The sequence below is a fragment of the Micromonospora fiedleri genome, from assembly GCF_016774385.1.
Lineage (GTDB): Bacteria > Actinomycetota > Actinomycetes > Mycobacteriales > Micromonosporaceae > Micromonospora > Micromonospora gifhornensis.
Window position 1 is genome coordinate 557949 of sequence record NZ_JAETXL010000004.1, and the last position, 22106, is coordinate 580054.

A 22106-nucleotide genomic window follows, 5' to 3' on the forward strand; every position below is an offset into this window, starting at 1 on the left:
TCGGCCCAGCCGGACACCGCTGCCAGGTAGGCCAACTTCTCCAACCGCCGCGACCCGAGTCGCCGGTCCGCCGCTGTCGTTCAGGAAGGCGTTGACTTGAGCAAGGCGAAGGCTCGCTCCGCGATCTGGCGGATCAGGCCCTCGTTGACGTGGCGGTGCTCGTCCAGCACGTCGACATCATCCGGACCGAGCCAGCGGTACTCGGTGTGCTTGCCGGCCTCCAACACCGGCGCGGCCAGGTCACCGTCGACCCGGACCAGCCAGTCGTACTCGATCCGGGCCAGACCGTCGTCACCGACGTAGCGGAACTCACCGACCGGGCCGAGGATCTCCGCCACCCGCCAGCCGGTCTCCTCCAAGACCTCCCGACGCAGGGCCTCCTCGACCGTCTCGCCCGGTTCGACGTGACCACCCACGATGTCCCAGCAGTTGGGGAACAAGCGCCGGTCCGGCGACCGACGCTGAAAGAACAACCGCCCCTCCGGGTCGACGATCAGCGCCCCAGCACACCGCAACGGCTCAACCGACACCCCAGCACCCTAACCCTCCCCCACGACCCACCCCCACCCTCAACCACCCGCCCTCCCGAGCCCGCGCCTGCGGCCACCTGCTCGGCGATCTTGCACTTTGTGTCCCCGCATAACGGCCATAAGCCGCGAATCAGCGACCGAAACTGCAAGATCGACGGGCTGGGCCCCGGCCCGGGGTGGTGGTGAGGGTGTGGTGGGGTCGGGTGGGGGGTATGGGGGTTGGGTCGGTGGTGGGGTGGGCCGGTGGGGAGGCCAGGATGCGTGGCGCGGACCGGTTGATCGAGCAGCAGTACGGCATGCTGCTGCGGCGGGACGTGGCCCGCCTGCCCGAGTTGTACGCGGTCGACGGCAGCTACGGCATGCCTGGCGTGACGGTGCGCCCGACCGAGTTGCCGGCGCTGCTGCGTACCTGGACGGGTGCCTTTCCTGACCTGCGGGTCGACCCACTCGGCGCGGTACGCACGGCCGGCGGGGCGGCGGTCGAGCATCGGCTCACCGGCACCCACACCGGGGTGCTGCACACCCCGTTCGGCACTGTCGCGCCGACCGGTCACTCCGTGTCCTGGCAGGTGGTGGACATGGTCCGGGTACGGCGGGGTCGGATCGTCACCTGGCGGTCCTACTTCGACTGGGGGCAGCTGATCACCTCGCTCGGGGTGCAGGTGGCGGGCCTGTCCCGGCAGGTGCCGTTGGCCTCCGTGTCCCCGGTGTCGGCCGGCGAGCCGGTGTTCGCCGGACGGGAACCGGCGGCCGCCTGACCGGCTCCGCCGTCAGGTAGGTCCTGACCCGCTCCGCCGAGCAGGTCAGTCCTGCACTGCTCGGCCGTCCTCCCGATCACCCACTCACCTTTCCCGGTCGCTCGGCTCACCCGACCCGGTGGCTCAGGATGCGGACATCGCCGTGCCGTCGGCGTACGCCCTGCCACCGCACGTACGCTGAACAGCCATGACCGCCGAGCAGCTGATCTCCTTCGCCCGTGGCGCGCCTTCGCTGGACATCGTCGATGTCGAAGGGCTCAAGGCCGCCGCCGTCCGCGCGTTCGACGCCGACCCCGCCGGGGTGACCGCGTACGGTACCTCCGTCGGCTACCTTCCGTTGCGGAAGTGGATCGCCGAGAAGCACGGGGTCGAGGCCGACCAGGTGTTGATCACCAACGGTTCCCTTCAGGCCGACGCCTTCCTCTTCGACCACCTGGTACGCCCCGGTGACGCCGTGGTGGTGGAGCGGCCGACCTACGACCGGACCCTGCTGAACCTTCAGCGAATGGGCAGCGAGCTGCACGGGGTCACCATCCAGCCGGACGGCCTGGACACTGCCGAGCTGCGCAAGCTGCTGGAGTCCGGGGTGCGGCCACGGCTGGCGCACATCATTCCGAACTACCAGAACCCGGCCGGTGTGACGCTCTCCCTGGACAAGCGCCGGGAGCTGCTGGAGTTGGCCGCGGAGTACGGCTTCACGATCTTCGAGGACGACCCGTACGCCGACATCCGGTTCCGTGGCGAGCCGCTGCCGTCGATGCTGTCGATGGACACCCGTGGTGTCGTGGTGCACGCCTCCAGCTTCACCAAGACGGTCTGCCCCGGCGTACGGGTGGGCTACCTGGTCGGCCCGGCGGACCTGATCGGCGCCATCGCGAGCAAGGCGACCAGCCTCTACATCTCGCCCGGCATGGTGGCGCAGGCGATCGTGCACCAGTTCTGCGTCTCCGGCGACATCGAGCGGTCGATCGAGACGGTCCGGGCGGCGCTCGGCGAGCGGGCGCGGGTGCTGGCCGAGTCGCTGCGCCGGCACATCCCCGAGGCCCGGTTCGTGGAGCCGGACGGCGGCTACTTCCTCTGGGTGGAGTTGCCGGAGGACGTTGACGTCGAGAAGTTGGCGCCGGCGGCCGCCGAGCGGGGCGTCGCGGTGGTCAAGGGCAGTGACTTCGTCATCGACGGTGGGCGGCACGCGCTCCGGCTCGCCTATTCGGCAGTCACCGCGGATCGGGTCGACGAGGGTGTACGGCGGCTGGCCGAGGCGATGGAAGCCGTTCGAGGCGAATAACTGTCGGATTTCTGACAGTACGGCCACGCCGGTCGCTCCAGGGCTCCCCTTGGGGCGACCGGCGGCTCACAATGCTGCGAGCGTCACTCACCTGCGTACTGCGGCCTTCCGGGCTTCGACCATCGTGGACATGCCCGACGCGAGCCGGCCGCCGTACGCCCCCGGGTGACGCGGCAGCACCACCCCCGCCCCCATGGCGCCGGGCGGGCCGGGCCGCAGCCTCACCCCCCGTAGCGGTCCGGTCCGTCCGGCGCCACCCCCGGCCGTCGCCGAAGCCACCATGATCGTTGCTGCGGCGTACCCTGCAAGCCGCAACCAGGGCGTGCGGAGGGGGCGTGATGACCGATCGGATCAAGCGAGGCCGGAACACCTCCACCGCCGGCCAGCGGACGTCACCTCCGGATCAGGATCGGGCCCGCTCCGCGGTCGCCGGCCGGGCGCTGCGGCCCCGCGACTGGTCACCGGTACGCGCCATGACACGTCGACTCAGCCCGGACGGAACACGGACGGTGACGGCTCCGGCCGAGTCGCCACGCAGCGCGGTGGTGGACTGCGCCGTCTACGTCGACGGTAGGCGTCAGCCCGGCGAGTGGACCTTCGCGGAGGCGCTGGCGGCGGCGCGCCGCGAGGAGAGCGGCTTCGTGTGGCTCGGGCTGCACGAGCCGGAGCTGGCCGAGATGACCGAGATCGCCGAGAGCTACGGGTTGCACGAGCTGGCCGTCGAGGACGCGGTCAAGGCCCAGCAGCGGCCCAAGCTGGAGCGCTTCGGCGAGGTCAGCTTCCTGGTGTTGCGTACGGCACGTTACTGCGAGCACACCGAGTTGACCGAGAACTCCGAGGTCGTGGAGACCGGGCAGGTGATGCTCTTCATCGGTCCGCACTTCCTGATCAGTGTCCGGCACGGCGACGCCAGCCGGCTCGCACCGGTACGGGAGGAGCTGGAGGGTCGCCAGGACCTGCTGCTGCACGGCCCCTGGGCGGTCGCGTACGCGATCACCGACCGGGTGGTCGACCTCTACCTGGAGGTCGCCGACCAACTCGAGGACGACATGGACGTGTTGGAGATTGAGGTCTTCGACCGTCAGGCCACCGGCCGGATCCAGCGGATCTACCAGCTGAAGCGGGAACTGGTGGAGTTCAAGCGCGCGGTGATGCCGTTGCAGCGTCCGCTGCTCGCGTTGACCACGCAGATGAACCGCGAGGTCCCCAAGGAGGTACGCCGCTACTTCCGAGACGTGCAGGACCACCTCAGTCGTACGGTCGAGCAGGTCAACTCGTACGACGACCTGCTGAACTCGATCCTCCAGGCGCGCCTGGCCCAGGTGACGGTCGACCAGAACAACGACATGCGCAAGATCGCCGCCTGGGCGGCCATCGCCGCCGTCTGGACCGCCATCGCCGGCATCTACGGCATGAACTTCGAGTTCATGCCCGAACTCAAGGTCGCCTACGGCTACCCCGTCGTCCTGGCCCTGATGCTCACCATCTCCCTGGCCCTCTACCGCTGGTTCCGCCGCAACGACTGGCTCTAACCCCTCCCCTCCCCTCCCCACCCCACCCCTCTCCCCGTCGATCTTGCAGTTTCGGTCGGTGATTCGCGGCATAAGTCCGCTATGCACCGACACAAAGTGCAAGATCGGCGGGGAAGAGGGGGTGGGGTGCAGGGGCGCTGGGGTTAGGGGCGGCCGTTGGAGGTGGAGGGGGAGTTGTTGACGGCCTGGGTGAGGTTGTCGGCGGGGCGGCCGGTGGTGGTGCGGGCGCCCTCGGCGACCGAGGGGACCTTGTCGGTCGGGGTGGGCTTGGGCGGGGTGGTGGTCTTGGTGGTGGAGGCGCTGTCGCCGGCGGCCACCGCGGAACTGCCCGCGCCGGTCGAGGCCTTGCCCGCGCCGGCCGGTCCACTCGTACGCACCTCGATGGTCTCCACCTCCTCGCGCATCGGCTCAAGCGTCGTGCCCGGGTCGTACTCGGCCCACGTCTGCTGTTCCCGGTAGCGCCGCAGGGCCATCGCACCGGCCAGGCCGGCCACCGTGCCGGCGGCGAGCAGGCCGATCATGGTGCCGCGGCGGGACTTCTTCTTCGCCTTCATGTTCTTCGCCTTGACCTTCCTGGTGGCCGCCGCCTTCTTGGTGGCGGCAACCTTCCTTCCGGCAGCAGCCTTGCCGGCTGCCTCGGCCTGCGCCTGCCGCATCGCCAGGGTCAGGGGCGCGAGTGCCGCAGCCGTCGTCGCCAGACCGCTCGACGCGCGATCACGGATCATGACAGTGGCTGGCATGACGGCACTGCGAGCCGCCTCGACCCGTGGACCGACGGTGGCGCCCGCACCCTTCGCCGCGTGCGTGGCAGCCTGACGCAGGTGACCAACGCCGCGGTTCAGCTCGGCCCTGGCCAGTTGCCCCTGGGTCTTGCGCCGCGCGAATCCAAACACGTTCCCACCTCCTGGGAGTTGTCCTCTGTCATCCTCCACCTTCGGATGCCTCCGCATGTCCAGATCGGGCACATGGGAGGATCCGCAAGGAACTGACCAACGAGTGAGGAGTACCCGTGGCCGAGGCTGTCTACGCCACCTTGCACACCAACGCCGGTCCGATCCGGCTGGAGCTTTTCCCGAACCACGCGCCGAAGACGGTCCGCAACTTCGTCGAGCTGGCCGAGGGCACGCGCGAGTACACCGACCCGCGGACCGGCCAGCCGGGCAGCGGTCCGTACTACGACGGCACCATCTCGCACCGCGTGATCAGCGGGTTCATGATCCAGATGGGTGACCCGACCGGCACCGGTCGCGGCGGCCCGGGCTACAACTTCGCCGACGAGTTCCACCCCGAGCTGCGCTTCGACCGGCCGTACCTGCTGGCGATGGCGAACGCCGGGCCGGGCACCAACGGCTCGCAGTTCTTCATCACGGTCTCGCCGACCCCGCACCTGAACAACCGGCACACCATCTTCGGTCAGGTGGCCGACGAGCAGTCCGCGAAGGTGGTCGACTCGATCGCCAACACCCCCACCGGCCCGAGCGACCGGCCGCTTCAGGATGTCGTCATCGAGCGGGTCGAGATCGAGCGTCAGGGCGCCTGACCCGTACGTCGTCCGGCCGTGTCCGCCGCCCGGGCCTGGGTGTGGCGGGCACGGAGGATCCGACCGGGGTGCGGCCCCACCCGTCGCTGCGGCGGATCAAGGTACCTTTGCTCGCATGACTGAGCGCTCGGGCACCTGGGGCTCGCGGTGAGTGAGTCCGCGCCGACCACTCCGGCCTGTTACCGCCACCCCGGGCGGGAGACGTACGTCAGATGCACCCGGTGCGACCGGTCGATCTGCCCGGACTGCATGAACGAGGCATCCGTCGGATTCCAGTGCCCGGAGTGTGTGTCGGAAGGACGTCGTAGCGTCCGGCCGGCGCGTACCGCCTTCGGTGGCGGTGCCGCCGGCCGGCACGGCTACGTGACCAAGGCGCTGATCGCGATCAACGTGCTGGTCATGCTGGTGTCGATCGCCTCCGACCGGGGCGGGGACGCGGCGGCCGGTGGCACCGGCTTCGGCGGTCTGATGGGTGGCAGCACCCCGCTGACCGAGTGGGGTGCCGTGCTGGGTCGGGCGATGTTCCTCGACGGCAGCATCGGCGGGGTCGCCGAGGGCCAGTGGTACCGCCTGGTCACCGCGATGTTCCTGCACTACGGCATCCTGCACCTGCTGCTCAACATGTGGGCGCTCTGGGTACTGGGCCAGTCGTTGGAGGCGGTGCTCGGGCCGCTGCGCTTCGCCGCGCTCTATTTCATCGCCGGCTTCGGCGGCAACGTCGCGGTGTACGTGTTCAGCCCGCCGAACCAGATGTCGGCCGGCGCGTCCACCGCCATCTTCGGTCTCTTCGCGGCGATATTCGTGATCATGAGACGGCTCGGTCGGGACACCTCGGCGATCCTGCCGATCCTGGTGATCAACCTGATCTTCACGTTCACCGTGCCGCAGATCTCGATCGCCGGGCACCTCGGCGGCCTGGTGTTCGGCGGGCTCATGGCCCTGGTGCTGGCTTACGCCCCGAGGTCACACCGGACGCTGGTGCAGGCGGTGGGCGGAACGGTGATCATGGTGCTGCTACTCGGCGCGGCGCTGATCCGTACCGTCGCTCTGCTCGCCTGAGGGCGGCCGGGATCCTCGTGCCGGCTCCGGACGGACGGCGGCCAGGGCGTCGGCGACCTCCTCCGGGTCGGTGCCGAGGTCGAGCCGGCTGAACAGGTGCAGCGTCTCGCTGGTGTCGATCTCCAGCGCCGGGCCGGCGAAGCCGCGCCCGGGCCGGCGCTGCACCCGGATGCTCTCCACCGCCGACCAGGGCAGGTGCTGCCGGCCGGTCCAGCCCTTCGGCACGGTGATCCCGCTCGGGTCGACGGCCAGCCGGACCGGTGCGATCACGTCCCGTACGCCCCATCCGGCCAGCAGCGCGGCGCCCAACGCGCTGGCCACCGGCCGGAGCAGGTCACCCTCGGCCAGCAGGAATCCCAGGGCGAGGAGGCCGACCGCGCCGACCAGTTTGAGCACCGGTAGGGCCGCAGGTATCCGCCACTGCATCGGGGTCGTCCCGGAAGGCACCCGACCAGCATCCGTTTCGGAAGGCACGAGACCAGCATGCCAGCGCGGGCGGACGACCGGCAGATGGGCGTAGGATCGAGGCAGCCCAAGTTACCGGGGAGTACAAGATGAGTGACGCGGTTGTCGTCGGTGCGGTGCGTACCCCGGTCGGGCGGCGCAAGGGCAGCCTGGCCGCGGTGCACCCGGTGGATCTGTCGGCGCACGTGCTGCGCGCCCTCGCCGAACGGACCGGATTCGACCCGGCGCAGGTCGACGACGTGGTGTGGGGGTGCGTCTCCCAGGTCGGCGAGCAGTCCTGGAACGTGGCACGCAACGCCGTGCTCGCCGCCGGCTGGCCCGAGTCGGTACCCGGCACCACGCTGGACCGGCAGTGCGGCTCCAGTCAGCAGGCCCTGCACTTCGCCGCCGCCACCGTGCTCTCCGGCCAGGCCGACCTGGTGGTCGCCGGCGGGGTGGAGTCGATGACCCGGGTGCCGATGGGTTCCAGCGTGGCCGGCGGCCAGCCGTTCAGCGACCTGATCCTGGCCCGCTACCGGGGCGTCGAGGGCGTCGCCGAGGATTCACCGCTGCCGTTCAACCAGGGCGTCGGCGCGGAGTTGATCGCGCAGCGCTGGCGGTTGTCCCGTACCCAGCTCGACGAGTTCGCCCTGGCCAGTCACGAGAAGGCCGCCGCCGCCCAGGACGCGGGAGCGTTCGAGGGCGAGATCGCGCCGGTCGTCCTCCCGGACGGCGGCAAGTTCGCCGCCGACGAGGGCGTACGCCGGGACACCTCGCTGGAGAAGCTGGCCGAGCTGCCCACTCCGTTCCGCCCGGACGGGGTGGTCACCGCCGGTTCGGCCTCGCAGATCTCCGACGGCGCGGCCGCGTTGGCCGTCACCACCAGCGAGTGGGCCAGCCGGCACGGCCTGCGGCCGCTGGCCCGCATCCACACCGCCGTGGTCGCCGCCGACGACCCGGTCGCCATGCTCACCGCGCCGATCCCGGCCACCGCGAAGGCGCTGCGCCGCGCCGGGCTGGGCATCGAGGAGATCGGGGTGTACGAGGTCAACGAGGCGTTCGCCCCGGTGCCGCTGGCCTGGCTGGCGGAGACCGAGGCGGACCCGGAGCGGCTCAACCCGCGCGGCGGGGCGATCGCCCTCGGGCACCCGCTCGGCGGATCCGGTGCCCGGATCATGACGACGATGCTCGCCCACATGCGCGACAACGGCATCCGCTACGGCCTGCAGACGATGTGCGAGGGTGGCGGAATGGCGAATGCGACGATCGTCGAACTGCTCTGACCTGCGCTGGCGGGCCGATCTTCATAACGTGGAATTTGCAAAAAGCAGTTGCGTGAGCCACGTCACCAGTTGAGCAAGGTCGTTGGGCAGGGCATGGACGTCTTCTCCCGAACGTTCCTTCCCGCCGCCGCCGAAGCCGGGCTGGCGGTGCAGACCGCGACCCGACACATGCCGGTGTTCCGTCGCTGCGTCGGCTCCAGCGACGCCACAGTTCTGGTCACCCGGTGCAGCCGGCCCGACCGGCCGATGTCCGGCGAATACCTTCTCCTGCTCACCCACCGACGTCTCGTGATCACCCGGCAGACCCGGGTGCTGCACCGGCTGCGGCTGCACCTCAACACCGAGCTGCGCGAGTTGAGCCACGTGACCTGGAGCCCCGACCCCCGACTGCACTCGGTCGAGCTGGCCGCCACCGCCATCGACGGCATCCGTGAGCGCTTCCTCGTCCGCACCCAGCACCCGAAGCAGGTGTGGCAGCTCGACGCGCTGTTCAACCACGCCTTCCGCACCCGGGTACGCGCCACCCGGCCCCGGGTTCTGGCGACCGTCGCGGAAGCCTCCGCCGTCCGTCCGACCACGCTGCACCCGGCCGCGGCCCACTGACCGTCGCGCCGGCGAGAACGACCGGCGAGGCGGCAGGTGAACCCACCGCCCCGCCGATGATCAGGGACGGGCGTCAGTAGACGCGAGACCCGATGAAGTCGTCGTACCCGTACCCGACGGGCTGCGCGAACGACCGTGACTCGAACGACCACTGCTGCCGGGAGCTGCTGGAGCAGTTCGCCAGCCGCAGCCGGGGAGTGCCCAGCAGCGGGTTGTCGAAGGCCAGGCAGAGGTTGGTGTTGCCGGCGGCGCGGATCTGGTTGCCGGAGAAGACGAACTTCTGGTTGTTGCCACCGTGGCAGTCGTAGACGTTGACAGTCGTGCCGGAGGTCAACGATCCGCCGGAGACGTCCAGGCAGCGGTCGTGGGACAGCTCGGAGTGCAGCGACTGCCGCGTCGGGTCGTACCAGAAGCCCTGGTTGCGACCCCCGTGGCAGCGGTACGACTGCTGCGCGGTGTTGTTGCGTGAGTCGTACCCCTTGCCGTCCACGCAGGTGCCGGTGGCGGCGTTGCGCAGCTGCTTGAACTGCAGCAGGCCCGGGTAGAGCACGCCGTTGCCGGTGCTCGCCGGGTCGACGCAGGTGCCCTGCTGCTGGCCGGAGGCGTAGAACTGGGTGATGCACTGGGCGAACATGCCGTGACCCCGGTAGTTCGGGTGGAACGACTGGCGGGCCGCGTTCTCGTCCCAGACGCCGAGTTCGATGTAGAGGCCACGTACTGACGTGTTGTCGGTGCACACCTCGTGGCCGTGGAAGAGTCGGCTGCCGTCGAGGTAGCGGGTGCCGGTGTTGGCCGCCGCCGCCCGGAGCGCCGATTCGAACAGCGGTACCGCCTTGTTCCGGGCGAAGGCGGCGTCGGCCAGGTAGAGCAGGCAGCCGCCGGCGTACCAACCGGGGAAGTTGGGGTTGTCCTCCACGTCGGGGCTGGCCGGGCTGGAGTACGACATCAGCACCAACTCGTAGTTCGTGTTGAGGTAACCGGCCCCGGTCATGGTCCGGCGGATGTCGTTGAGCGCGTCCTCGACGGCGCGCCGGCTGCCGTCGGTGCGTACCGTCCACTGGTCGGTGTAGGTGGGCCAGCAGGGGCCCTGGAAGAGGACGCGGCGCAGCGCGCAGTCGGTGGCGACCGGGCCGAACTGGATCGTGCCGTCGCCGTTGGCGCCGACCACCACCCAGATCAGCTTGATGTTGGTGTTGCGCGCCTTGATGGCGAGGTGGTCGCCCTGGTTCAGCTCGTTGTGCTGGGTCGGTCCGCCCGCGATCAGGTTCCACGGGGTGGCGCCCGAGCAGGCGATGTTGTAGCGCTCGTCGGCGGCGATGCCGGTACGGAACACCGCCTGGTCGTACGAGCGGTCGCACCAGTTGCCCGGCTGGTGGGTGCCGGGCACGTAGTTGCCCACCCCCTCGCCGGAGATCTGACTGTCGCCCATGGTGATCAGCGCGGTACGACGCTGGGCGAGCGGTCGGATGCCGGGAGTGCCGTAGAGCTGGGTGGCCTCGGCGGCGCGGATCGTTTCGAGGTGGGCGGGGAGTGGCTGGACGGCGGGACGGTCGGCCGCGGCGGCTGGTGAGGCCGGCCCGGCGAGCATGGGCAGGACGAGAGCGGTGGCGAGGACGGCGACCTGGACGAGTCGCCGTCGGGGCGTCCGTTCACGCCTGGCAGGGGAACCAGACATCGACGCGCTCCTTTCGGTTCGATCGCGGGACGTCGATCGAGTTGCCGGACGGTAACGCGTGGAATGCGGGTATGTGAATACGCTTCGGGATACTTGCGTGGTGCGATCAACCGGGCCAATGGGGCAGGAGGTCAGCGGCCGGGCAGGGCGTAACCGACATAACTGCGGAACTCGAACTCCCAGCCGTCGGGCACCAGGTCCGCGCAGAGGGTCCGGCTGCCGACGCAGACGATCGCGTCCACCGACGCCGGGTCGGCCGCCGGGCGGTCGTCCACCACCGACTGGAGCGCGACCAACTCCGGTGGCCGGCCGTTCTCGTCACGCAGCAGCAACCACCACGGGTACTCCCAGTCGTCGTTGCGCTGCGACAGGCCGATCCGGCGGGCCTCGGCGGCGCGTACCGCGTCGGCCGCCCACCGGTACTCCTCCGCCCACTGAGGACGCCGCAGGAAACGCAGCTCCCACTCGGCGGTGGTGAAGACCGAGCCCGAGCCGACCAGCCGGCGGGGAAAGCCGTACGACACCGCCAGCACACCGGCCAGCGCGGAGGTCGCCAACACCGTCACCACGACGGTCGCGGCGATCGACCGCCGCCCACCCGCAGCGCGTCCCGACGTGCCGGCGAGCCGCGCCGAGGCCGAGCGGCGCAGCAGCGCGTCCAGCCAGAGCCCGGCCAACGGCACCGCCACCGCCAGCGCATAGAGCAACAGCCGGTTCCCCCACGGCTGCCATTTGATCATCGTGGTGTGCAGCAGCACCGCCACGACGACCACCACGCCGTACGCCCGCAACGCCCCGGCCGCACCGGGGCTGATCCGACCCGGTCGGCGGAGCACCGCCACGACGGCGAGCAGCGCCAGCACCCCGGCCAGTGGGAAGGCCACCCGATCCTCGTCCGGATACCAGGACGGCTCCGGGAAGCTCTCCCGCCCGAAGGTGATGTCGCGGTCCTGCGGATCGACGCCGAGCAGGTCGGCCACCCCGACGATCGCCCGGGCGGTGACGTCACGCAGCGGGGCCAGCGGGGTGTCGAACGCGGTGTGCCCGATGCGCAGCGCGTTGACCAGCACCGACGGTGGATCGTGCCGCTCCATCGGCACCGAGTTGCGCAGCCGGTCCGGGCCGAGGGGATGACCGAACTCGGCGTACACCCGACCCATGAAGGGACCGACCACGGTGGTGGCGACCGCCAGGATCAGCACCGACGCGCCGACCGTACGGGCCAGGCTGCCGGCCGGGATCCGCTGTCGACCCGCCGGCCGGGCCAGGTACGCCAGGCGCAGCTGGCCCAGCCCCCAGAGCACCAGCAGCGGCCCCACCGCGAGCAGGCCACTGGTCTTGGTCACCGCGACCAGGCCGGTGGCCGCACCCAGGGCGGGCAGGTCGCCGAGGTGGGCGCGTCGCCGCAGCCCGTCCAGGGCGAGGGTGGCCGCGCAGACCGCCCAGGCGGCACAGACCAGATCGGTCTGCGTGCTGGTCGCCTGCAACGCCACCATCGGCGTGGTGGCCAGCAGGAACGCGGTCAGCAACTGGGCCCGCCGGCCACCGCCCAGTTGAGCGGTCAGCCGGGTCACCGCCAGCAGGGTGCCCACCCCGGCGGCCCACTGGACCAGGTTGAACAGTGCGTCCGAGCCGGTGAACAGGCGCAGGTGCAGCAGCAGGTACTCGGCACCCGGCGGAATGGTCACCTGTCGGTGGATCGCCGTGGCCCAGAACGTCAGGTCACCTTGCGCCACCCAGCGTTCCACCTTCGGCAGGTGGTAGGTCTGCGAGTCGAAGTTGTTCGGTGCGGCCAGCAGCGCGATCAGCAACTCGACCAGGACGAGGCCGCCGACCGTACCGGCGAGCAGCCGCTCGCCCCGACCCGCCGTACGCCAGAAAGCGGTGAGCGGCGCCCACCAGCGTGCCGGGCCGTCCCCGCCCGGTGTCGGCGCCCGGTCGAAGCGTGCCCCGGTAGGGCGGACGTCGGTGGCCCGTCGGGTGCCGGACGACACGGACGTGCCCGACCCGGCCGTGACCAGGGCGGGCGGCGGTGCGGCGATGCGGTCCACGGCATCCGCAAGGGACGCCGTCGCGGCCTCGGTGGACAGCCTCCGCCGGTCGCGGCGCTGCCGCCACCCGGCCGCCGCCACGCACCCGGCCACGAAGAGCAGCCAGGCCACGGCGAACGCGGGCAACGTCAGCAGCCCCGATGCGCCCAGCACCTCGACGGTCGCCACCGCGAACGCGCCGGTGGCCAGGGCGGCCCGGATCACCGCGAGGCGTCGGGGCGCGACACTGTCCACAGCCCGTGGCCGTAACGCCACGGTCAGCGCGACGACGGCGGCGACGGGTGCCAGGACGAGCGGAAAGCCGGCGGCCGACATGGCCGGAAGTAAACACCATCAGCCTGAATGCGCGACGTCGGATGTCCATCGGCAGTCGCCACCACATCGCTGAGCTGCCAGGCTAGGCTATGGCCGACACACTGCCGCCCTCGTGGAGAATCCCGTGAAGCTGTCGATCCTCATGCCGGTCTACAACGAGGAAGAGCGCATCGGGGACGCCCTCAAGCAGGCGTTGGCCGTGGAATATCCGTGCGAGATCGAACTCGTGGTGGTCGATGACGGCAGCCGCGACGGCACCGGAGAGGTTCTCGGTCGCGCCGACGACGCCCGACTGCGCGTGATCACGCATCAACGCAACGCAGGCAAGGGCGCCGCGATCCGTACGGCGGTCGCCGCCGCCGAGGGCGAATACATGGTCATCCTCGACGCGGACCTGGAGTACGACCCGCAGGACATTCCGAAACTGCTCGCCCCGGTGCTCGACGGGCGGGCCACCGTGGTCTACGGCAACCGGACCTTCGGCAGCCACAGCGCCTACAGCTTCTGGTACGTGATGGGCAACCGGGGCGTCACCATGGCCGCCAATGTGCTGTTCAACTCCTACATCGGCGACCTGGAGACCTGCTTCAAGCTGATGCCGGTCGAGCTCTACCGCTCGCTGGACATCCGCTCCCGAGGCTTCGGCATGGAGGCCGAGGTGACCGGCAAGCTGCTGCGTCGCCGCATCCGGCCGTACGAGGTGCCGATCAGCTACCGGGCCCGGGGCCGGGAGGAAGGCAAGAAGATCACCTGGCGGGACGGGGTCGAGGCGCTCTGGATCCTCGGACGCGAGCGCACTCGCCGCCGTCCCACCGCTGCCTAGCCCGCGATCGCGACCGGGTTGAGGAAGCCGGTCAGCGCGCGACGCAACCCGGCCGGATCCAGCCCGTGCCAGCGCAGATGATCCTCCGCCGAACCGTAGCGGCGTAGCTCCTTCCGACCGACCCCGAGCGCGAGCAGCCGGTGCGGCCGATCCGCCAACGCCGCCGAGACCACGCGGGCCGAAGTCCCCGCCAGGTAGGGCTCGACCAGGATCACCTCCGTGCCGGCGAGCGCCCGCAGACCGGCGACGTCGAACGGACGCGGCCGGTGCGTGTAGGCCACCGTGACGGGCAGGTCCGCGACGGCGGTCAGCGCCGCGTCCAGCATCGGGCCGACCGCGACCAGCAGGGCCGCGCCCGGACCCGCGTCCCGCACCACCACCAGATCACCGGCATCGGCGTACGGGCGGTCGTTGTGCATGATCGACAGCCGCAGGTAGGCCGAGGTGTCGGCGGCCACCGTCGCCCGCAGCAGCCCGGACACCTCGCCCGGGTGCCCCGGCACGTGCACGGTCCAGTCGGCCAGGGTGTCGAACAGCGCGACGTCCGCCGGGCTGAAGTGGGTGCGACCGGACTCCGCCCGGTCGAACGAGCCGCCGACGCTGACCAGCACCGCGCTCGCCGCCTGGTGGTCGAGGTCGAGCTTGATCTGCTCGTACGCCCGCTCCACCAGGAACGGCGCGTAGCTGTGCACGATCGGGCGCAACCCGGTCAACGCCAGCCCACCGGCCACCCCCACCATCAACTGCTCCCGGATGCCGACGTTGAGCACCCGGTCGGGATGCCGCTCGGCCGCCGAGGCGAACAGGGCGGCGGAGATGTCGGCGAGCACCAACGCCGTACGCGGCTTCTCGGCCAGCAGGGCGGTGGTGGTGTCGACGAAGCAGTCCCGCATGCTCAGTTCCGCTACTGCCGTGCTCATCTCGCTCATGCCTGCTCTCCGTTGTTGACGACCGCGACGACGACGTGCGGCCGGTGGCCGTGATGCCCGGTCAGGGCCGCGTGCAGGGCGTCCTGGTCGTGCCCGTCGACGGTGGCGGCGATCCACCCGTTGACCGTGAAGCGGGTGGCCACCCCGCCCGGCCAGCCGTACGTGGCGGAGGAGTTGTCGACCACGATCGCGGTCAGGTTGGCCAGGCCGACGGCACCGGCGTACGCGATCGCCTCGTGGTTGGAGCCCTCGTCCAGTTCGGCGTCGCCGAGCAGCACGTACACCCGGGGGTCGAGCAGGCCCTGGGCGCGCAGGCCGAGCGCGCTGCCGACGGCCAGGCCGAGACCGTGCCCCAGCGACCCGGAGCCGATCTCCACCCCCGGCACCAGCGTCCGGTCCGGGTGGTCGCCGAGCCGGCTGCCCGGCCCGCCCTGGTCGTCGAGCCAGTCGGGTGGGATGAAACCCTTCGCGGCCAGCACCGCGTAGTAGCCGGCGACCGCGTGCCCCTTGGAGAGCAGGAAACGGTCCCGGTCGGGTTCGTCGACGGTTGCCGGGGTGACCCGCAGGATGCGGTCGTAGAGCACCCACAGCACGTCGCGGGTCGAGTAGACGTTCGGGCCGAAGTCGCGGCCGGCGCGGACCCGCTCCAACAGCGGGGCGACGGGGTCTCGACCGTCCAGCGGCGCGGCCGCATCGGCGACCTGGGTGGTGATGGTGGCTAGTGAGGACATGCGACTAGCCTGCAAGTTGAAGCGAGGTTCAACTCAAGGCGAAAGTGATGCACGAAGCACTCACCATCGGTCAACTCGCCGCCCGCAGTGGGGTGGCCCAGTCCGCGCTGCGCTACTACGAGCGGCTCGGGCTGATCCGGGCCGACCGCACCGGCGGCAACCAGCGTCGGTACCACCGTGGCGAGTTGCGCCGGGTCGCCTTCATCCGGATCGCCCAGCAGGTCGGCATCTCGCTGGAGGAGATCAGGTCCGCACTGGACTCACTGCCCGCCTCGCGTACGCCCACCGCCGACGACTGGGCGCAGCTGTCGATGGCCTGGCGCGACCGCCTGGACGAGAAGATCAGGTTGCTGAACCGGCTCCGCGACGACCTCGACGGCTGCATCGGCTGCGGCTGCCTGTCCCTGAGCCGCTGCGCCCTCTACAACCCCGGCGACGAGTTGGCCGGTGAAGGCCCCGGAGCGCGGCTGACCCTGCCCCGCTGATCTGTTGCCGCCCAGGCTGGCTCAGTCGACGGTCAGCAGCACCTTGCCGACGTGGTCGCTCGACTCGACCAGGCGGTGCGCGTCGGCCGCCTCGCTGATCGGCATCCGCCGGTCGACCACCGGCCGGATCCGACCCGCCTCGACCAGCGGCCACACCTGTTCGCGTACCCCGCGGACGATGGCGCTCTTCTGCTCCAGCGGGCGGGACCGCAGCGCCGTCGCGGCGACGGTGCCGCGCTTGGCCAGCAACGCACCCAGGTCCAACTCCCCCTTGCGCCCGCCCTGCATGCCGATCGTCACGAGCCGCCCGTCGTACGCCAGAGCGGCCACGTTACGGCCCAGGTACGACGCGCCCATGATGTCGAGGATGACGTCCGCGCCCCCGCCGGAGGTGACCCTGCGGACCTCCTCGACGAAGTCCTGCTCCCGATAATCGATCAGGTGCGCCGCACCCAACGCCCGCAGCCGATCGTGCTTCGCAGCCCGGGCGGTCGCCACCACCGTCGCGCCCCACGCCGCACCCAACTGGATCGCGAACGTGCCGATCCCGCTGCCACCGCCGTGCACCAGCAACGTCTCGCCCGCCGCCAACCGCGCCAACTCGACCACGTTGGACCAGACCGTCGACGCCACCTCCGGCAACGCCGCGGCATCCACCAGATCAACCCCATCCGGTACGGGCAGCAGCTGCCCCACCGGCACCACCACCCGCTCGGCGTACCCGCCACCGGCCAGCAGCGCGCAGACCTGCTGCCCCACCACCCAGCCGTCCACCCCGGCACCGACCGCGCTGATCACACCCGAGCACTCCAACCCGAGATACTCCGACGCACCCGGCGGTGGTGGGTAGTGCCCCTGCCGCTGCAACAGGTCGGCCCGGTTGACCGCGGTGGCCCGTACGTCGACCAGCACCTCACCCGGCCCCGGCTGCGGATCAGGCACCTCGCGCCAGCTCAGCACCTCCGGCCCACCCGACTCGGACACAACGATCGCACGCATGCCCCCAGTCATACCCGATCCGCCCCGCACCCCACCTCAAGGTCCCCACCTGCTGCCCGCACAGAGGGTGAGTGATCATGACGAAACGGGTAGCTCCCCCGTTCGGCGCTCGCTCGGTCGTGGCAGACTAAGCACGGCCGCGCGGCGCGCGGTCCGGGAGGGTTCGCCTAGTGGCCGATGGCGCTGGTCTTGAAAACCGGTAAGGCAGCGATGTCTTCGTGGGTTCGAATCCCACACCCTCCGCTCACCTGGACAGCAAAACGCCCCCTGACCAGCGCGAACGCTGATCAGGGGGCGCATTTATTGATGGTGAATCAGTCTCACTTTGTCTCGCCCGGTGCCGCCGTGTCTCACTGGTCGTGTCGTTTACGTGTCGGCGTCACCGGGCGCATTCTCGGCCTGGTCGTCGGTGCCTAGCGCTCCCTCGATCCGCTTCCGGGCGGCCTCATCCTGGCCGTCGATGCACGAGGCGTAGACCTTCAACAGCACATGCACGCTGTGTCCGGCCCATTGAGCGACCTGGGTAGCCGGCACTCCGGCGTTGAGCCAGAGCGACACAGCGGCGTGCCGCAGGTCGTACGGCCGGTGCGCTAGCGGTGAGCGCTGTTGAGCCGGTGTCAGTGCTGCCTCGCGTGCCTGTCGCCAGGCGCGCAGATAGGTGCTCTTGGACACCGGTGCCGGTCGCGCACCAGCGGCGTTGAACATCCGCCCGTTGGCGTCGCGGCAGTGCTCACCAAGGTGATGCCGCAGGATGCGAACCAACTCCGGGCAGGCCGGAACGTCACGGGTCGCCTTCTTCGCCCGGTGCTTCAACTCCCGGTCTTCCAGCGACCGGCCGCTATCGCTCCAATCCTCGCCGACCTGTTGCGTTGAGCCGCTGAGGTGAAGCCAGCCCCACCCGCTTTCGGGTAACTCGCATTCGTCGGCGCGTAGGTGGATCACCTCTGAAGGCCGGAGTGCGGCGAAGTACATGCAGGCGAAGAAGCCTTCCAAGTGCGGGTCGCGTTCCCGCACCGCCGATAGCAGGGAACGGGCCTGTTCGGGATTAACCACCACCTTCCGGTCTACCTGATCCGTGTTCTTCGGTGCTCGCCACTGGATCGAGTCCATCGGATGGGCGTCGAGATAGCGAAGCTCAACGGCGTACTTCAAGGCGCTGTAGAAGACGGCACGTTTCCTGGCAACCGTGTTTGCTGCGGCCGGTCCGCCGTCAATCCGAACCGTGAGCGCGTCGAGTGCCTTTCGGATGGTGGCCGGGTTCGCCACGTCCGACAGCGGCAGCGTGTTCGCGGTGAGCCACCGGACGGCCGGCGCAAGGTTCTCCGGCGGTTGGCCGTTGTCGCGGTCGCGCTGCAACTTGTTGAAGGTCCAGGTGTAGAGGGCGTGCCGAATCTCGGCGTCATTCGGTGCGCCGCGTGTCGTGGCCAGCAGGGCGAGCGTGACCGTGGTGAGCGCATCAGCGATGCTCTTGCGCTGAGTTGCTGCGGCACGCGGCCACTTCATGTCCACGAACGCAACGGCGAGGTCGTACCAATTCCGGCTGTTCAGTTCGCGCGCCATCGGCTCCGGTAGCCCGGATTTCTCATCGAAAGCCGTTCCCTCGCGCTGTGCCACGACCAGCTTTGATCGGAAGCTTTCGGCGAGTGCCCGAGTGGCGTACGTGTTCCGGAACGGCTTGCCGGCGACCTTCCATCGGACCGTGTACGACTTTTTCCGGCCCGATAGTTCGTTGGTCAGGATCGCGTGAATGCGTACGTCGTAGCTGCTCAAGCGGCCTCCTCGTGATCGTTGAGCCAGGTGTCCAGGTCGCGGCGGCGGACGTAGAGGCTGCCGTTCGGGTACTTGATGGTTCGGGGTGCGCGGCCGGTGGCCTTCCAGCGGAAGAAGGTCGACCGGGGTACGCGGAGTTCGTCCAGGACTTCGGCGAGGGTGAGCAGGTTGCCGGTGGTAGTGCGGCGGGCGGTCATCGGCGGGTGTCCTCCCTCGGGGTGGCGTCGATGTAGAGGCGCTGGAACATCGGGGATCGGCGGTCTGGGTAGGGCCGGGACACTGAGCGAATGTGCAGCACTTGGGCGATGGCGTTGAGCGCTGCGGCTGTTTCAGCGGGTGTGCCGTGCAGCCTGATTTGCACGCTGAGGGCCTTCCGGTCGGTGGCGGTCACTTATGGAGGTACAGGGAGGTATCGCCGCAGAACGGCGTAGAACGGCCCGCTGAGAGCGCCCTGGACGCAAGATCCCGGCCGTCCCGGTGTTGGGCGTAGGGCATGTCGCTCTGAGGCGCTCTCAGCGGGCCGTTTTCGGCCACTGGTGGGGCCGGTGTGATCCGGTGGTGGGACCGGGAAGCGTTGACACGTTGACAATCCGCCGACATGCGGCCGTTTCCGCAGGTGGTGGCGGGTGTGTAGGTGTCAACGGGGGCCGTTGACAGGGCGTTGACACCGTTGACACCGGGCGGGGCGGCGGCGGATTGTCAACGACTGTCAGCGGCTGTCAACGCGGCCCGTTGACACCCTCGCGTGTGTCTTGACCTGCGGAAACGCCGTCATCGGGGGCGGTTGTCAGCATGTCAACGCTTCCGCCGTCGTCTCCGACGGCGCGGGGGTGCAGCTCGTACCGGCCGTCCGGCCCGGTCCGGACCCATCCGAGCGCGACCAGCTCGGCGAGCACCGCCGACACGTCATCGGACTTCGGTAGCCGGCGGGACACCCGGCGGTGAAGCTCCCGGCGGGTGAAGGTGGTCATGTGCTTGCCGGTGAGGACGCCGAGCACGTACCGGGCGTTCTCCATCGCGTTGTCGGTGCCGATGGTGGTGAGGGCGGCCCGGTAGTGCGCGGCGAAGAACTCGGCGAGCCGTACGGCGTCGGCCATCCGGTCGGCGTCGATCGGCTTCCGCCACCCGTCCGCCGGGTGATGCGCCACGTGCAACAGGCCGGCTAGGCGCAGCGTTGCGCCGGAGAGTTTGTTGCCCCATTCCCGCATGTCGTACAGGCTTCCGCCGGGCCGTAGCTCGGCTTCGACCTGCTCGGCGGCGGCCCGCCGCACCCGGCCGGCGTCGTCAGTGAGGGTCACCACGGCCGGGTCGGTCCACTCGGCGAACGTCGCGGCCAGGTCGTGAACGCGGTGGCGGTAGCCGGCGGTCACCTGCTCCGGCACGGGCGGGGTGTCGACCGGCCGCCACCCGGCCAGCGAGCGGGGTAGGGCGAACAGGAACCGGGCCGGCAGGCCGCGCCCGGCCAGGTCGGCATTCCCGCCGAACTTGCGCAGCACGGTCGGTTGCGCCATCACGCACACCGTGAGCGCGGGTTTGTCGACCGAGGCACCTTCGCGGGTCTGCCGTTCGTTGCTCATCGGCTGCCCGGCGTGACCCTTCAGGTAGGGGTCAAGGTTCGGCGCGCCGGAGTATCGGCCGGCGAGGGTGTCGAAGATCCCGCCTTCATCGCTGATGATCGCCATGCGTCCGCCGTTGGCGGCCATCAACCCGATCAACGCTTCGGGGGTGGCGTCGTCCACGATGAGTTTCGGCAGACCGGGAACGGTGATCGCCTCGGCGGCGATCGCGGCGGCAACCGCCTCGGCGGCAGCGTCATCGCGCTTACCGGGGTCGGTGGCCTTTGCGGCAGCGGCTTTGGCTTGCTCGGCTTGCCGGTCGGCGATGTCCCGTAGGGCGGCGGCCTCGGCGATCCTCGGGCGGGCCGCCTCGGCGAGCGTCGACTGTGCGGCGAACAGTGGTGCGGTCATCGCCCGATGCACGGGTGACTTTCGCTCGCCGGGGCCGGCGATGACGGCGGCGAAGATGTTGACAGGCTCCCGCCACCCCGGCACCGGTTCGACTTCCAGCCGGCCACCGGCACAGGCGGAGAGTACGGCCATGGCAAGGGTGCCGGCCATGGCCGGGTCGGTGGCGGTGAACCGGGCTACGCCGGTGACCATGTCGGCGAGCCAGCGCGGGAACACATCGACCGGGAACGGCGGCGGCGCGGTGGTGGGGCCGGTCAAGGGCACTGGAACATCCCACAGCGGCCCGCCGGGCGACTGCTCGTCGGTGGCGTGCGGGTGGTCGGTGACCAGGTGCAACCGTGCGGCGCTCATGCGGCCACCTGCCGGGGCCGGCGGGCACCGGCGGTGAGGCCGGATCGGACGGTGCGGTACGCCTCGGCGGTGCGCAATCCGGCCGTCACGCCTGCCTGTTCCAGCACGGTTTGCGCGACGTCTTCGGCGAGCGCGCCACCGGCAACGAGTTGTCCGAGCGCCACGGCGGCGACGTACAGGCTGCGGTTGCGCTCACCCGGTGCGGCACCGGTAACCCGGTCGACCTCCTGCCCGATGGCGGCCCGTACGTACGCGCCGGCCCGGTCGGTGGGCAGGTCGACCACCACGGGCCGCTGCGGCGGCAACGGTGCCGGTGCGAGCAGCCCGGCCAGCCACGCGGGCAACGGCACCGGGTCGCCGTCAACCGCCACCGTGTAGGGGCGGCCGGCGGCGGTGGAACCGGCCGCCACGACGTAGCCACCGTGAGCGCGGGTGTCGACCATCGGGCCGAGCGTCCCGGCCGTGTTCCGCAGCACCGGGCCGGCGGTGGGGTGTTGGTAGTAGAGGTGGGTGCCGCCTCGGCCGGTGGTCACGGTGTACGTCGGGCCGATGGTCGCGCCGTGCGTGGCGGCCAGCTCGGCGAGCACCGCCACACCGTCGCGCCCGTCCGCCTCGGCCGGGTCTTTCGGCGTGTCGAGGTCGATCACGACCAGGCGGGACGGCCCGCACGCGATGCCGATGCCGTAGGGGCGGGCCGACCATGCCCGGCGGATGCGGTCGGGGTCGGTGGTGGCCCGTTCCTCCCACCCCACGTGCCGGCCACCGGTGCGGCAGCGTGGATCGCGGCCGGTGCACCGGTCGGCGGCGTGGTCGGGGAACGCGGGCCGCTTGTCGTCGGGACGCAGCGGGAAGACGTGCCAGCCGCGTTCGGCGTGGCCGAGCGCGGCGGTAAGCAGGTCATTGGTGGTCATGGTGAGGCTCCCTTGCGGGATGGTCGGGGCGTGGATAGGCGTTGACGCAGGTTCCGGCCGCCCGG

21 protein-coding genes and 1 tRNA gene are annotated in these 22106 nt (G+C 70.5%); 10 read left to right on the forward strand and 12 right to left on the reverse strand.

The features are described from left to right. Nucleotides 1–80: 80 nt before the first annotated feature. Entirely contained in the window at nucleotides 81–530 is a 450-nt protein-coding gene (locus JMF97_RS13550) for an NUDIX domain-containing protein (protein WP_203221868.1), read from the reverse strand. 257 nt (nucleotides 531–787) lie between these two features. Here JMF97_RS13550 and JMF97_RS13555 point away from each other — a divergent pair, with 257 nt between their 5' ends. The 3 genes from JMF97_RS13555 to corA all read left to right on the forward strand — a co-directional run bounded on the left by JMF97_RS13555 (nucleotide 788) and on the right by corA (nucleotide 4105). After that, nucleotides 788–1288, forward strand: coding sequence for an ester cyclase (locus tag JMF97_RS13555; protein WP_203221869.1), 501 nt, complete (start codon nucleotides 788–790; stop codon nucleotides 1286–1288). Nucleotides 1289–1475: 187 nt separating this feature from the next. After that, complete coding sequence (locus JMF97_RS13560) at nucleotides 1476–2573, forward strand: aminotransferase-like domain-containing protein (RefSeq protein ID WP_203221870.1); 1098 nt, start codon at nucleotides 1476–1478, stop codon at nucleotides 2571–2573. 473 nt (nucleotides 2574–3046) lie between these two features. Continuing rightward, nucleotides 3047–4105, forward strand: a complete 1059-nt coding sequence (corA, locus tag JMF97_RS13565; RefSeq protein WP_238359400.1) for a magnesium/cobalt transporter CorA — start codon at nucleotides 3047–3049, stop codon at nucleotides 4103–4105. 143 nt (nucleotides 4106–4248) lie between these two features. On the opposite strand, the gene JMF97_RS13570 is transcribed toward corA, so the two are convergent. Beyond that, a complete protein-coding gene (locus tag JMF97_RS13570) occupies nucleotides 4249–5055 on the reverse strand; it encodes a hypothetical protein (protein WP_203221871.1) in 807 nt (268 codons plus the stop codon). A gap of 59 nt (nucleotides 5056–5114) precedes the next feature. Here JMF97_RS13570 and JMF97_RS13575 point away from each other — a divergent pair, with 59 nt between their 5' ends. Both JMF97_RS13575 and JMF97_RS13580 read left to right on the forward strand, forming a co-directional pair. Continuing rightward, nucleotides 5115–5645 (forward strand): peptidylprolyl isomerase, encoded by a 531-nt coding sequence (locus JMF97_RS13575; protein WP_102660857.1) that lies wholly within the window; start codon nucleotides 5115–5117, stop codon nucleotides 5643–5645. 147 nt (nucleotides 5646–5792) lie between these two features. Continuing rightward, entirely contained in the window at nucleotides 5793–6704 is a 912-nt protein-coding gene (locus JMF97_RS13580; protein ID WP_203221872.1) for a rhomboid family intramembrane serine protease, read from the forward strand. On the opposite strand, the gene JMF97_RS13585 is transcribed toward JMF97_RS13580, so the two are convergent. Further along, nucleotides 6660–7130 carry a PH domain-containing protein gene (locus JMF97_RS13585; protein ID WP_203221998.1) on the reverse strand — a complete coding sequence of 157 codons (471 nt, stop codon included), beginning with the start codon at nucleotides 7128–7130 and terminating at the stop codon, nucleotides 6660–6662. The genes JMF97_RS13580 and JMF97_RS13585 overlap by 45 nt on opposite strands. A 128-nt stretch (nucleotides 7131–7258) precedes the next feature. Between JMF97_RS13585 and JMF97_RS13590 the strand changes: the two genes are divergently transcribed. Then, a complete protein-coding gene (locus JMF97_RS13590) occupies nucleotides 7259–8431 on the forward strand; it encodes a thiolase family protein (RefSeq protein ID WP_013736491.1) in 1173 nt (390 codons plus the stop codon). Between the two features lie 93 nt (nucleotides 8432–8524). Continuing rightward, entirely contained in the window at nucleotides 8525–9034 is a 510-nt protein-coding gene (locus JMF97_RS13595) for a hypothetical protein (RefSeq protein ID WP_203221999.1), read from the forward strand. 73 nt (nucleotides 9035–9107) lie between these two features. On the opposite strand, the gene JMF97_RS13600 is transcribed toward JMF97_RS13595, so the two are convergent. Then, nucleotides 9108–10709, reverse strand: coding sequence for a ricin-type beta-trefoil lectin domain protein (locus JMF97_RS13600; protein WP_203221873.1), 1602 nt, complete (start codon nucleotides 10707–10709; stop codon nucleotides 9108–9110). A gap of 131 nt (nucleotides 10710–10840) precedes the next feature. Continuing rightward, complete coding sequence (locus JMF97_RS13605; protein ID WP_203221874.1) at nucleotides 10841–13075, reverse strand: DUF2142 domain-containing protein; 2235 nt, start codon at nucleotides 13073–13075, stop codon at nucleotides 10841–10843. 124 nt (nucleotides 13076–13199) lie between these two features. On the opposite strand from JMF97_RS13605, the gene JMF97_RS13610 reads away from it, so the two are divergent. Beyond that, nucleotides 13200–13898, forward strand: a complete 699-nt coding sequence (locus JMF97_RS13610) for a glycosyltransferase family 2 protein (RefSeq protein WP_203222000.1) — start codon at nucleotides 13200–13202, stop codon at nucleotides 13896–13898. Here JMF97_RS13610 and JMF97_RS13615 read toward each other — a convergent pair. Continuing rightward, nucleotides 13895–14791, reverse strand: a complete 897-nt coding sequence (locus tag JMF97_RS13615; protein WP_203222001.1) for a transketolase family protein — start codon at nucleotides 14789–14791, stop codon at nucleotides 13895–13897. The two genes, JMF97_RS13610 and JMF97_RS13615, sit on opposite strands and share 4 nt — an antisense overlap. A gap of 32 nt (nucleotides 14792–14823) precedes the next feature. Next, nucleotides 14824–15558, reverse strand: a complete 735-nt coding sequence (locus JMF97_RS13620; protein WP_203221875.1) for a thiamine pyrophosphate-binding protein — start codon at nucleotides 15556–15558, stop codon at nucleotides 14824–14826. A gap of 47 nt (nucleotides 15559–15605) precedes the next feature. Here JMF97_RS13620 and soxR point away from each other — a divergent pair, with 47 nt between their 5' ends. Next, a complete protein-coding gene (soxR, locus tag JMF97_RS13625) occupies nucleotides 15606–16043 on the forward strand; it encodes a redox-sensitive transcriptional activator SoxR (protein ID WP_203221876.1) in 438 nt (145 codons plus the stop codon). 21 nt (nucleotides 16044–16064) lie between these two features. Here the strand turns inward: soxR and JMF97_RS13630 are convergent, their stop codons facing one another. Continuing rightward, the gene (locus tag JMF97_RS13630) at nucleotides 16065–17042 is read right to left on the reverse strand and encodes an NAD(P)H-quinone oxidoreductase (protein WP_203221877.1); all 978 of its coding nucleotides are present in this window, start codon (nucleotides 17040–17042) and stop codon (nucleotides 16065–16067) included. 156 nt (nucleotides 17043–17198) lie between these two features. On the opposite strand from JMF97_RS13630, the gene JMF97_RS13635 reads away from it, so the two are divergent. Beyond that, nucleotides 17199–17285, forward strand: a tRNA-Ser gene (locus tag JMF97_RS13635). A gap of 123 nt (nucleotides 17286–17408) precedes the next feature. Here the strand turns inward: JMF97_RS13635 and JMF97_RS13640 are convergent. The 4 genes from JMF97_RS13640 to JMF97_RS13655 all read right to left on the reverse strand — a co-directional run bounded on the left by JMF97_RS13640 (nucleotide 17409) and on the right by JMF97_RS13655 (nucleotide 22041). After that, nucleotides 17409–18812 (reverse strand): tyrosine-type recombinase/integrase, encoded by a 1404-nt coding sequence (locus JMF97_RS13640; protein WP_203221878.1) that lies wholly within the window; start codon nucleotides 18810–18812, stop codon nucleotides 17409–17411. Further along, entirely contained in the window at nucleotides 18809–19009 is a 201-nt protein-coding gene (locus JMF97_RS13645; RefSeq protein WP_203221879.1) for a helix-turn-helix transcriptional regulator, read from the reverse strand. Before JMF97_RS13645 ends, JMF97_RS13640 begins: the two co-directional genes overlap by 4 nt. Nucleotides 19010–19531: 522 nt before the next feature. Further along, nucleotides 19532–21130, reverse strand: coding sequence for a YfjI family protein (locus JMF97_RS13650; protein WP_203221880.1), 1599 nt, complete (start codon nucleotides 21128–21130; stop codon nucleotides 19532–19534). Continuing rightward, a complete protein-coding gene (locus JMF97_RS13655; protein ID WP_203221881.1) occupies nucleotides 21127–22041 on the reverse strand; it encodes a bifunctional DNA primase/polymerase in 915 nt (304 codons plus the stop codon). Before JMF97_RS13655 ends, JMF97_RS13650 begins: the two co-directional genes overlap by 4 nt. Nucleotides 22042–22106: the final 65 nt, after the last annotated feature.

Excerpts from the sequence above, each read along its gene's own strand:
- JMF97_RS13555 (WP_203221869.1), top strand. The coding sequence starts at position 788 with ATGCGTGGCGCGGACCGGTTGATCGAGCAGCAGTACGGCATGCTGCTG.
- JMF97_RS13560 (WP_203221870.1), top strand. The coding sequence starts at position 1,476 with ATGACCGCCGAGCAGCTGATCTCCTTCGCCCGTGGCGCGCCTTCGCTG.
- corA (WP_238359400.1), top strand. The coding sequence starts at position 3,047 with ATGACACGTCGACTCAGCCCGGACGGAACACGGACGGTGACGGCTCCG.
- JMF97_RS13570 (WP_203221871.1), bottom strand. The coding sequence starts at position 5,055 with ATGCGGAGGCATCCGAAGGTGGAGGATGACAGAGGACAACTCCCAGGA.
- JMF97_RS13585 (WP_203221998.1), bottom strand. The coding sequence starts at position 7,130 with ATGCAGTGGCGGATACCTGCGGCCCTACCGGTGCTCAAACTGGTCGGC.
- JMF97_RS13590 (WP_013736491.1), top strand. The coding sequence starts at position 7,259 with ATGAGTGACGCGGTTGTCGTCGGTGCGGTGCGTACCCCGGTCGGGCGG.
- JMF97_RS13595 (WP_203221999.1), top strand. The coding sequence starts at position 8,525 with ATGGACGTCTTCTCCCGAACGTTCCTTCCCGCCGCCGCCGAAGCCGGG.
- JMF97_RS13600 (WP_203221873.1), bottom strand. The coding sequence starts at position 10,709 with ATGTCTGGTTCCCCTGCCAGGCGTGAACGGACGCCCCGACGGCGACTC.
- JMF97_RS13605 (WP_203221874.1), bottom strand. The coding sequence starts at position 13,075 with ATGTCGGCCGCCGGCTTTCCGCTCGTCCTGGCACCCGTCGCCGCCGTC.
- JMF97_RS13615 (WP_203222001.1), bottom strand. The coding sequence starts at position 14,791 with ATGCGGGACTGCTTCGTCGACACCACCACCGCCCTGCTGGCCGAGAAG.
- JMF97_RS13620 (WP_203221875.1), bottom strand. The coding sequence starts at position 15,558 with ATGTCCTCACTAGCCACCATCACCACCCAGGTCGCCGATGCGGCCGCG.
- soxR (WP_203221876.1), top strand. The coding sequence starts at position 15,606 with ATGCACGAAGCACTCACCATCGGTCAACTCGCCGCCCGCAGTGGGGTG.
- JMF97_RS13630 (WP_203221877.1), bottom strand. The coding sequence starts at position 17,042 with ATGCGTGCGATCGTTGTGTCCGAGTCGGGTGGGCCGGAGGTGCTGAGC.
- JMF97_RS13645 (WP_203221879.1), bottom strand. The coding sequence starts at position 19,009 with ATGACCGCCCGCCGCACTACCACCGGCAACCTGCTCACCCTCGCCGAA.
- JMF97_RS13650 (WP_203221880.1), bottom strand. The coding sequence starts at position 21,130 with ATGAGCGCCGCACGGTTGCACCTGGTCACCGACCACCCGCACGCCACC.
- JMF97_RS13655 (WP_203221881.1), bottom strand. The coding sequence starts at position 22,041 with ATGACCACCAATGACCTGCTTACCGCCGCGCTCGGCCACGCCGAACGC.